At 49.8% G+C, this 11656-nt stretch carries 4 protein-coding genes; 1 reads left to right on the top strand and 3 read right to left on the bottom strand.

Annotation, left to right across the window (positions count from 1 at the left end; translation table 11 throughout):
• Nucleotides 1-686, top strand: a 686-nt coding sequence (locus tag ACQY2W_RS06885; protein WP_428050716.1) for a type IV pilin protein, incomplete at its 5' end; no start/stop codon positions are given.
• Nucleotides 687-689: 3 nt separating this feature from the next.
• Here the strand turns inward: ACQY2W_RS06885 and ACQY2W_RS06880 are convergent.
• The 3 genes from ACQY2W_RS06880 to ACQY2W_RS06870 all read right to left on the bottom strand — a co-directional run bounded on the left by ACQY2W_RS06880 (nucleotide 690) and on the right by ACQY2W_RS06870 (nucleotide 11284).
• The gene (locus tag ACQY2W_RS06880; RefSeq protein ID WP_428050714.1) at nucleotides 690-1310 is read right to left on the bottom strand and encodes a 4'-phosphopantetheinyl transferase family protein; all 621 of its coding nucleotides are present in this window, start codon (nucleotides 1308-1310) and stop codon (nucleotides 690-692) included.
• Nucleotide 1311: 1 nt separating this feature from the next.
• Nucleotides 1312-10527, bottom strand: a complete 9216-nt coding sequence (locus ACQY2W_RS06875) for an SDR family NAD(P)-dependent oxidoreductase (RefSeq protein ID WP_428050712.1) — start codon at nucleotides 10525-10527, stop codon at nucleotides 1312-1314.
• Nucleotides 10528-10768: 241 nt separating this feature from the next.
• Entirely contained in the window at nucleotides 10769-11284 is a 516-nt protein-coding gene (locus ACQY2W_RS06870; RefSeq protein WP_428050710.1) for a type IV pilin protein, read from the bottom strand.
• Nucleotides 11285-11656 lie beyond the last annotated feature (372 nt).

Here is an 11656-nt window from a genome sequence, read left to right as displayed (position 1 = left end):
TAAGCATGTCATCCCGTGAGGCCGTCACACGGGATCTTCGTATTTTTATTTCTGCCGGGACGGCCAACGAGCGAGAGAAAATCAGAAGATCCCGCATTAGATCCCGCACAAAAACCTTGCGGGACAGGCTCTTGCGGGATGACAGGTCTTTATATGATAACAACAACAACGGCTTTACGTTAATAGAACTTTTAGTCGTGGTGTTAATCATCGGCATTTTAGCGGCGGTGGCCTTGCCGCAATATCAAAAAGCCGTGGAAAAATCACGCGCCGCGCAAGCACTTACCTTGCTTAAATCGGTAGGTCAAGCGGCTGTCTCTTTCCGTTTGGCCAACGGCGGTTTCCCGGAAAGTTTTGACGAATTATCCATGGATATCCCGTGGACGGGAAACGAAAAATGGACAGATTTTTCCGGCGTTATAGACACCCGTTCTAACGCCGATTGGTCGTTGCAACTGTATCATTCCGTTGCAGATGATTTTGTTGTTTATATAGGGCGATTATCCGGTAAATACAAAGGAGCCGGATTTAGATATGCCGTATCAGATAATCAACAAATCCATTGTATGGAACGCGTTTCCGGCGGAGTAGTTTTTGAAGAAGAGGCAGGAAGTTATTGCGCTAAAATTTTTAAGGGAACAGCTACCAACTCACAAGGAACTGCTCGCGCTTACAGACTCCCTTAACGTTTATTTCCCCGTCGCCACAGAGAACATAAACCCGGCGGGCCATTTGTCGGTAGTTATAGAAATTTGCGGCGCGCCCAGCGACTTGTAAATTTCTAGCGCGCGGCCCGCAAAATGCGGCGTGCCGTTAATACAGCATACTTCGTTACTACGTAAGGATAACCCTGTTCCTAACAATTTAACAAGGGCTTCTTTTTGCGTCCACAAGGCAGTTAAAAACTCATCGGTATCGGCGGTTAATTCGGACGGGTGGAAAAAGTCGGTTTTCCACGCCGAAATCCGGTGTTCAATTTTTTCCAAATCAATACCGATCAGTTTTTCATCCGCGCTCGCGGCGGCCACAGCAAAACCATTACTGTGCGTAATACTATACGCCAATTTTACGGGTTTTCCCCCTACAAGCAATTTCGGTTTTCCGCTCTCTTGCGGCAATACTTCCAGTTGTGTTAAATCGGAAACGGATAAAATGCGCCCCACCACTTGCTTTAACGCAAACCTGCCCCCGAGCCATTCGTTGCGCCGCTTGGGGAAACGTAACGTTTGATAGTACGTTTGCTCCTGTAAGCTTAGCACACCGTCTGCCGGGGGCAGGTTTGTTAAATCAATTACTTCCAGTTGATACATGTTATTGGCCGATGGCCCGGTAGCCGTGGAACTCTACCCACACGTTGCCTTTTTCGTCAAACACAAAGGCATCGTGCAGTGTTTTTCCGTCAGCGGTAGTACCGCGGCTTACGCCGTAGAGGTACAATTTAGCGGGCGGCACTTGATTGTTAAACACGGCGATTTCATCAATTCCGTCGGGCAAGGTCATCTTATGCTCCACGGTCATATCTTGGAAACCGCAACATTGGAACGCCGCTTCAATAAGCATCGGGTTAGCCAGTAGCGTGCGCGGCCCGTCAAACCATTGGGGGCGCGGCGTGGTATTATACACCGCCCACGACGCCGTTTTATCTACTTGCAAAATTCCGCCAAGTACCTGAAAAGACGGCCCGTGGAAATACTTTTGGTAAATTTCTTCTTTGCTTACCGTCACGGGCGAGTAGATATTCGCCATGGCGGCCGCTTTGACCGATTCCCACTTAGACGTAAATGTATCTAGTGTGCGCGCGGTAAAATGGCGGCGGGTATTACCCATTTTAATACCTTTGCTGTTGATGAAATCAGATTCAATTTCCATCACCGCGTCGTTCCCTTCGGTTTTACCGATAACGCGTACCGCTTGCGGACGGTTGCGCAGTAATTTGATCGGCAAATAGAAGTGTACGTCTTTTAACCCTTGGGGCACGCGGCCCGTTAACGCCGTAGCCGTCTCCATAAAGGTTTCAATACCCATCACACCGGGCACATAAGGCGTACCTTCAATGGCGTGGTCGGCCAAATATGGGTCGGACGTTAAGTTAAATTCCTTGCCCGTGTGAATTTCCGCCCCTTGGGTGAGCGCGGTAATTTGCCCTAAAAAGTGCGTGGCTTTAGCAACATCGGCCGATGCAGTTGCCGGGGCCGTTTGCGCAGGCGCGGCAGCCGGGGCCGGTGTTGAAACCGGCGTGGGCGTTGCCGGAGTTGCCGCCGGAGTTACAGGGGTTACGGGCGTACTGTTAGTTCCGCCGTTACCGCCCGATGTATTTTCAACGCCTTGCGGGATAATTTCGTCCATTTTCAAACGGCGAAGTTGGTGGTCCCAATCTAAGTTACCCAATTCGCCCGTCAGTACGATTTCCGGCACGCGACCGTAGACAATTTCATCCAAGAAAATTTGCATACCGTCTTCCGGGTCCACAAAATCTACGCCGTTAGCGCGTAAGAATTGTTCCACCCCGGCGCGCACGCCCATACCTACGTTTTTGTAGGCACTCATGGCAATGGCTACTGCGCGGTACCCTTGGTTGGTCAGCGAGAAAGCGGACTTAGCCAAATAGTCGTTGGCGCTGGCGTAATCGCTTTGACCGAGGTTGCCGTATTTCCCGGCAATAGACGAGGCAAACGCGAAGAAACCGCCGTCGCGCACAATGTTATTGGCTAAGAAACTGGCAAAACTGGTGGCCTTTACGTCAAAGATACGGTAATACTCGGCCGGGTCTTTATCGTAAATAAGTTTAGAACGCTCCAAACCCGCAAAGTGGATCAGTCCGTCCACACGGCCGTTTTTGGCTTTAATTTTCGTGCAGACTTCTTTGACCATGGAGCTGTTAAGCACGTCGCAATGGTAATATTCCACTTCACTGCCCAAGTCACGCAGTTTTTGCAAGTTATTGTAAAGCGTGATAGAATCTTTCACGCGGCCAAACGCACGCTCTAACATCACCGGAGTGGCCTTTTGGGTTGTATCGGCCTTCATTTCTTCCCACATTTGTTTTTTGAGCATGGCCAGTTCGGCGTCGTTCATTTTAGCCCAAAGCGGTGTTTTTTCTTGGACCTCAATAATATCAAGCACGATAATTTTGCTGTGGTATTGGGCGGCAATTTTTTGCGAGAGCATCGCCCCGATACCGCGGCCGGACCCGGTAAATATAATGGTCTTGCCGGCAAGGTCACAATGTTTGACGCGTTTATCCAAGCGAACAGGCACGGACAAAATTGTCGTGCGTTCGCCCCCGCGGGTACCTAACATAAGGCGCATATCGCCGTGGAGCACTTCGTCCATGGTTTTTTGCGCCATTTCATCGGGCGTAGCGGTCGGCTCAAAATCTAACAGTTTGGCAATCGCGCCGGTGTGTTCATACACATCACGGCGGAAACAAGCCGTACCGCCGCACAGCGCACCCGTGATGGGGTTAAATTCGTCTTTGGTCGTATAACCAAACGTACCGTCTATTTTGGTATTTACGGCAAAGAACGTATCGGCATCGGTGCGGTTAGAAAGCCCTTTTTCAAATACGCGCAAGGCAATAAACAGCGGCATGACGTATTTGGTCAGTTCGTTATGCGGGCTGACTTTTTTATCAAACTTTTTAACGTTTGCGCCCAGCAAGTACACGATACCTTGCACGTTGGGATCTTCGGCCGCATATTCTTTTAAGGCGGCTTCGGTTTCTTCGTACGATTCCCAATTTACAATGGTCGTATTTTTACTGCGCGTTTTGAGCGTGGTAAATACGTGATATTTTACACCGAGTTCTTTGCATTCTTCCTGATACGCTTTAATGAGTTGGGAGTTATCTGCAAAGATAAGCACCGTGCGGTCTTTAGACAACCGTCTATTTTCCCGATTAGTAAGCGGGGCAGGGGCGACTACTGTCACGTTGCGAAGCCGCTTTTCGTGGCAGTGTTCCCCGGCATATCCTTCGCGCTCGGGGCGTTCCACAATAGATTCACGCGGAGCTACATGGGCCGTCGGGTTGGTTTTAAGCATAGCTTCGGTCGGCTTGCCGATTTCCCCCGCCTCCGGGACAGCTTCCTGTACCGTGTTTACGGTAACGGTAGGCAACGGTTGCGAAACCGGAGCGGGTTGTACAGGCGCGGGCGCAGCTACGGGTGCGGGTTGCACGGGAGCTTGCACCACAGGTGTAACAACAGGTTGGGCCGGTTGTGCCACAGGCGCGGGTGTCACAGTAGGTTGTGTTGCCGCCGCGGGTTGGGCAGGAGCCGCCGCACCGGACGTTTGCGACAAAGCGAAATTGATACAATGTCTAATCGTCGGATAATCTTTAAGTTGGATGCCCTCTTGCGTGGTAATACCGTAATGCTCGCGCATAGCGGCAAACAGTTCGGCTTGTTTAACCGTATCAATGCCCAGGTCGGCTTCCATATCCAAATCTAAATCAAGCATATCTTCCGGGTAACCCGTCTTTTCCGCTACCATAGCTACAATTTCTTTCGTAACCGTAGCTTCATCCAAAGCGGCTTTGGGAGCGGACGTTTGCACAGGAGCCGGAGCCGGTTGCGTTACAGGCGCGGGTTGGACCGCCGGAGTAACAACCGGGGCCGGAGTTGCCACAGGAACCACTACCGGGGCGGGTGTTACAACAGGGGTTTGTACCGCGGGCACAGCGGCGGGTTGGTTAGCTCCCATCGCGTGCGTCATGACAAAATTGATACAGTGACGGATCGTCGGATAGTCCTTGAGTTGGATACCTTCTTGTTGGACAATACCGTAATGCTCGCGCATCGCGGCAAAGAGTTCGGCTTGTTTAACCGTATCAATGCCCAGGTCGGCCTCCATGTCCAAGTCCAAATCAAGCATATCCTCCGGGTAGCCCGTCTTTTCTGCTACCATATTAACAACATCTTTTGTAACAGTAGCTTCATCTAAAGACTTCGGCGCGACCGCCGGAGCAGGTTGCACCGGGGACGGAGCGGGTTGAACCGCAGGTGTTACAGCCGGAGCAACTGCCGGAGTTACCGGGGCTGTTACTGTCGCCGCAGCCGCCACAGGAGTAACGGCCGCTTGCGGTTTGCCCGCTTGCGAAAGTACATATTTAATACAGTGACGGATCGTCGGATAATCTTTAAGTTGGATGCCTTCTTGTTGGGTAATGCCGTAGTAATCGCGCATGGCGGCAAACAGTTCGGCTTGTTTAACCGTGTCAATACCCAAATCGGCTTCCATATCCAAATCTAAATCAAGCATGTCCTCCGGATAGCCCGTTTTTTCCGCAACCATATTGATTACTTCTTTGGTAACGGAATTTTCATCTAACGCAACGGCTTTGGGAGCCGGAGCCGGTTGTACCGGGGCAGGTTGCGCCACAGGCGCAACTGGCGCCGGGGTTTGCATAACAGGCACAGGAGCCGGAGTAACCGCCGGGGTTACCGGAGCGACGGCCGCTTGCGGTTTGCCCGCTTGCGATAATACATATTTAATACAATGTCTAATCGTCGGATAATCTTTAAGTTGGATGCCTTCTTGTTGGGTAATGCCGTAGTAATCGCGCATGGCGGCAAAGAGTTCGGCTTGTTTGACCGTATCAATACCCAAATCGGCCTCCATATCCAAATCTAAATCAAGCATGTCTTCCGGGTAACCCGTCTTTTCCGCAACCATATTGATGACTTCTTTGGTAACGGAATTTTCATCTAATGCAACGGCTTTGGGAGCCGGAGCGGGTTGTGCAGGTGCGGGTTGGACCGCCGGAGTTACCGGGGCGGGCGTTGCCGCCGGGGTTTGCGTCGCGGCCGTATGCGCGTGGACGGTATTTACTTTATCCACAAACGCTTGCGAGCCCTCCATCACTAACGCGGGTTTTACACCGTGTTTATAATTATCTTTAATGCGAAGCGTATTTTGTACCACTTCTAAGACCGGGGTTTCTTGACCGGAAATTTGTTTGAGCCAGGCACCGTGCTTGGCAACATCGCAAATACGCGGCTGTCCTTCTTGCCAAGCTTTTTCCAATAACGTCATGCCCAATTGCGAGCCAAAACCCGCCGCTAAACGCAAGGCGTATTTAAAATCATAATGACCGCCTTTACTTAAGGTAATACCGGTGAGTTCCGGGTCGGCTTCTTTAAAGTTAGCAATCGGCGGAACAAGACCTGTGTTTAAACAGCGCACCGCGATTACATCTTCTAAGCCCGCCCCCATGGAGTGGCCGGTAAAACCTTTTGTATTGCTGACAATAACTTTGCTGACATTTTCGCCAAAGGTTGATTTCAAGGCGTACGCCTCGGCACTGGCAGAACCGCCACGCGCCGGAGTGTATGTTTCATGCGAGATAAAAACAAGTTGTTTAGCGATATCGGCCCGGTTTAACCCGTACTCTTTCTCAGCCGTAGCGACTAAGCGGTCCATCACTTTGGCCACGTGCGCCACATCAATGCGCGTTACGTGAAAACCGCTGTTGGCGATCTCGGTAGAAAGCAGTTTAGCAAGCGGCTTCATACCGCGTTTGGCCACTTCGCTTTCTTCTTCTACCACTAAGGACACCGCCCCCATCCCCACAATCATACCGTTGCGGCGGCGGTCAAACGGTAAGGCCGCTTTGGTAACGTCGCCTTCCGTCGTAGCCGCGCCGGAAGCCAAGAACGCCGTTAAAATCCATTCGGACACATTATCGTTGGTAATATCGTCTGCGCTAATTACAATCACACGTTTACAGCGGCCCAATTTGATCCAGTCTTGCGCCACGGAAATCGCTTGCGCCGTAGAGGCACACGCCGCACTCATGGCCGTAGCCGGACCGCGCGCGCGGATCCATTGGCAGAAATGACAATGCGCAATAATAATGGTTTTTAAGATAAATTCAGACGTAAACGCTTGCGGTTCAATCTCTTTATCTTTGAAATTCTGTTGGTACCACTCCTCCATTTCTGCTTTCAAGGCCGGGTCCGTAATTTGGGAAATAAACTTATCACAGAAAGCACGCACCTCTTTAGCGGTTTTGTTATTAAGGAGCCCGGTGACGCGCTTGGTTAAATCGCCCATCATACTGTTGGCTACCGGGAAAGCCGAGGTAAAAATGACCCCGGTTTCGTCAATCATATCCGCGGGCAGACCCCAACGGTCGGGCAAGTACCCGCCGGTGGAAGTGGGCTTGTAATAAAGCACAAGCGGAATGCCCGCGTCTTTAAGGGCCAATATTCCCGCCGCAATAGCGAGTTGGAAACTGCGGTCCATGGAGCGGACCCATTTAGCGGGCAAACCAAATTCTTTTTCCAAATCAAACGCGCCGCCTTTGGCTAATAATTTAATGGCTTGCGAGGGCGAAGTTAAGCGTTCAAAGCGGTGGTTGCCGTCTTTAGATTTAATGACAAATTCAACATGCTTATCAATTTGTTTTTGTTGGGTTTCGGATGATACCGGCTCAATCATATTGCGGCCGGACAAAATTTCGTCCAAAATTCCTTCGCGGAAGATTTTATCCCAACTGCCCGGGCCGCCCGCGGCAATACCGCTGATGACAACGGACTTATGCAAATCGGCCTTGGTTTCGGACGTCGGTTGCGCGGCGGTCGGTTGCACGGGCGTTACGGGAGCTTGCACCGCGGCGGTAGGTTTAGCCACGTGCGGGGCTACCCAGTTGACAAACGCCGGGTTGTATGCCGACGAATCGCCCGCCATATCCGTACCCGTCCAATCAATATGGATACCGGAAGAAATCAAGTTGGCAAACAAGTCATTAAATTCCACGATACCGCCTTTTTTGGGGTGGTTGGACGCTAACACTTTAATATCTTTTTTGTCGGTCAGCGTATTAGACGCTAAGGCGGAAAGTACGCGTTTGGGGCCGCACTCTACAAAGAGGCGCACGCCGGAATCGTACGTGGTTTTAAGTTGTTTGATCCATTCTACCGAGTGGGAAATTTGCGTAACGAGCAAATCTTTAATTTTTTCGGGGTCATTGGGATAGAACTCGGCCGTGACGTTGGTGGTAATGGGCATGTTAGGCGAGTGGAACTCCAACGTATTTAAGAACGCACGGTATTGCGGCATGGCGGGTTTGATAATGTCGGAATGGAACGCGTGGGAAACCGGAATTTGTACCGCTTGGATACCCATATCGGTAAACATTTTAATTGCGTCATCTACCGACTTAGACGCCCCGGCAATCACCGTTTGCGTCGGGCAGTTTTTGTTGGCTACGGCTACATACCCGGCTACGCGCACCAGTTCGGGCTCTACGCGCTCCACGGGGGCGGCGATAGAGGCCATTTTGCCGTTGTCTTCTACACGAATTTCGCTCATCACTTTTCCGCGTGTACACACGGCTTTTAAGCCGTTTTCAAAATCAAAAATTCCGGCGGCTACCGCGGCGGCATATTCACCCAAACTATGCCCCATGACTACGTCGGGTTTAATACCGAACGAAGAAAGTAAGCGCATCATGGCAATATCGGCGGTTAACACGGCGGGTTGGGTCATTTCGGTCCGTTTAATAGCGGCTTCGCGCTCGGCGATTTGTTCTTTGGTTTCGCCGGGTTTACTCCACAACGTTTCGGTTAAGGTTTGACCGATAATATCCATCAGCAAGCGGTCTGCCTCGTGGAACGTATCTTGCACTACTTTATATTTTGAGGCCAAATCTTTCATCATGTCCACATATTGCGAACCTTGACCGGGGAACATAAAGCAGACTTTCGGTTTAATTTCCGTCGGCGTGAACGGATAAATACCCTTCATGCGCAAGTACAACGATTCTTGCGTCCACACGTCTTGCGAAGAAGCCGTTTTTTTGAAAAATTCAATTTTCTCTTTGAGTTTATCCGGGTTTTCTACGTTAATCGTTACGGCAAATTTACCCGGCTTAGCGATGTGATTTTGATAGGAAATACTGGGAAGGTACGTCGGATCGCTCTTAACAGCGAGTAACGCTTTATCCAGCACACTAAAAAGTTCTTGACGAGTCGGGGCGGAAAAAGTGAGCACGTCGCTTTGAATTTTTTCTCCCGGCACGTGTAAAATATACGAATTATTCATGGTTACAGACTCCTGTTTGGGGGTTACAGTTTCGGCGCAAGAAGTAACTTGTGCCGTTTCTTTATGAAGTAAATTTTCGTTCATTTCTTCCATAGCTACGTGGAAGTTTGTTCCGCCAAAACCAAAGGCGGACACATTAGCGCGGCGAATTTTTCCGTCCGGCCACGCTTGCGCTTGCGTAATTACACGAAAGGGGCTCTTGGCCCAATCTACCGCCGGGTTGGGGGTTACAAAATTAACAGACGGCGGTAATACTTTGTGGTGTAAAGCCAAGGCCGTTTTGATTAAGGACGCAATACCGGCCGCCGCTTTGGCGTGCCCGATTTGGCTTTTTACACTGCCTAGTCCGATCGTACCCGGTTTAGCATACGGCGCAAAAAGTTCATTTAAGGCCGTGAGTTCCACCGCATCGCCTACGCGCGTGCTCGTGCCGTGGGCTTCAATGAGCCCCACATCACCGGGTGTGTAATCTAATTGTTCAAAAGTTTTTTCTACGGCAATTTTTTGCCCTTTGGGGTTAGGCGCGGTAATACCTTTGCCTTTGCCGTCCGACGACGCGCCTACGGCGCGTATGACCGCGTATACGCGGTCGCCGTCTTTGACGGCGTCGGACAAGCGTTTCAAAATCACCATGCCCGCGCCCTCGGCCATGACAAAGCCGTCGGCCTTAGCGTCAAACGGGCAAGAGCCGTTTTCAGACAACGCCCCGATTTTGCAAAACTTAATGTAGGAAGCCGGGGCCATCATTTGGTCCACGCCGCCCACTAACGCCATATCAAAGTTCCCCATGCGAAGCCCGTTAATGGCTTGGTCCACGGCGGCTAACGACGTAGCGCACGCGGCGTCCACGGTAAAGTTCGTGCCGTGCAAGTCAAACACGTTGGCTACGCGCCCCGCGATAACGTTGGCAAGTTCGCCCGGCATGGAATCTTCCGTTACGGGCATAAAGTTGGCTTTTACGCCTTCTTCCATTTCGTTAATCAGTTGCTCTCCCGCGGCCGGGGATAAAGATTGATAGGTGGGTGTATTTTTTAAAATCTCGTAATAGACCGGGCGGTTTAAACGCAAGTTGGACTTATCGTTTTTCATACCGCCCATGGAGTTGCCGATAATAACGGCCGTGCGGTTGCGGTCAAATTCTTTTTTGTCATAGCCCGCATCTTCCAACGCCATGTTGGCAGTTTCAATAGCCAAGTGTTGGATGGTGTCCATTTGTTTGGCAATTTGCGGCGGGATGCGGTATTTTAACGGATTAAATTTAAAGGAGCTGGGGATAAAACCGCCGATTTTGGAGTAAAGTTTATCTTCGGCTTTGTGGTCGGGGCTGTAATAGAGTTTCCAGTCCCAGTACGACGAAGGTACTTCGGTAATGCAATACTTTCCGGCTTGAATATTGTTCCAAAATTCATCTTTGGTAAGCGCACCGGGCATAATAGCCCCGATACCTATAATAGCAATCGGTTCAAGGTTTTTGTTTGTCATTGTTTCTCCTTACTCTGCAAAATCCGTTATAGGTATATTTTATTAAATTTAGTAAGGGCAAAACAATTTTTAATGCGATTTTTTGCGTTAGGTCTTGACAAAACTTGATTTGAGTTGTTAGGTTTTTGGGAAATTTTTAAAAATAAAATTTTAAAAACAAAGCCGTTTTTGCATTTTTTACCTTAAAAGCAAAACGCCCCGCGAATTTGCGGGGCACAAAATTTCAAAAACACACCTGATTTTAGAAACGGTATCCGTTCATTGTAAAATTTTCCCCTTTGAATGTTCCTATCGGTTCTGTAACAAAGGGTTGTTTTTTACCAGTCAGAGACTGGCACAAACGATTGGCCCTGTCGGTTGTATCGGTACTGTGAGCATAACAAACGCGGCTCACACTATTTTCATAAATATAATAATAGTAAGTCGCATTGATTCGCGTATCAGAGCAACGCGGAAAGGGATGCGTAGGATGCAGCGCACAGCCCCATTGTCCGTTATTACACGAAAGATTCCGGGAACTACCCGTACAACCGGCTGGCAGTTCTATATCTAAAATATCAAAAGACTGTTCATTATTTCCTGCCAATTTAGCACGCACTTGTGCGTCGGCAATGGCTTTAGCAACCGGCATCAAGGCAGAAAAACGCGCCTTGTCTACAGCCATTTGATACTTGGGCAAGGCCACCGCCGCCAAAATACCAATGATAAGTACAACAACTAATAATTCAATTAACGTGAATGCTTGCTTGTTTCTCATACAACCTCCTTTGTTTCATTAAATAAAATGTAGCAAAAAAAAAAACGATGTCAATAGGCAATTTTTACAGGGCGAAGAAAAGTTGTTTGCCTTCCCACCCTGCGGGCCGCCCCGCGGGGGAAGTGGTTTGGCGGACAACGTCCGAACAAACCGATGAGGGGTATATATAAAGTTGTTTCCCTTGTTCTGTTATACTCTTCTTTTTATTACCCCTCACCTTTGCCCGTGCGGCGAGCACCTCCCGCAAGGGGCGAGGGAAACGTAAGCATCGTCCATGAAATTCCACATTACAAAAACATCCACACAAACGCCCTAAGAGGTTTGAGGCCTTATGCCCGGCCCGGCAAGGGCCTTGACAAATCAAAAAAAAAA

Origin of the sequence: Candidatus Avelusimicrobium caledoniensis (assembly GCF_902756455.1) — a bacterium.
Taxonomy (GTDB): Bacteria; Elusimicrobiota; Elusimicrobia; order Elusimicrobiales; family Elusimicrobiaceae; genus Avelusimicrobium; species Avelusimicrobium caledoniense.
This window is presented reverse-complemented; position numbering and strand designations above follow the sequence as displayed.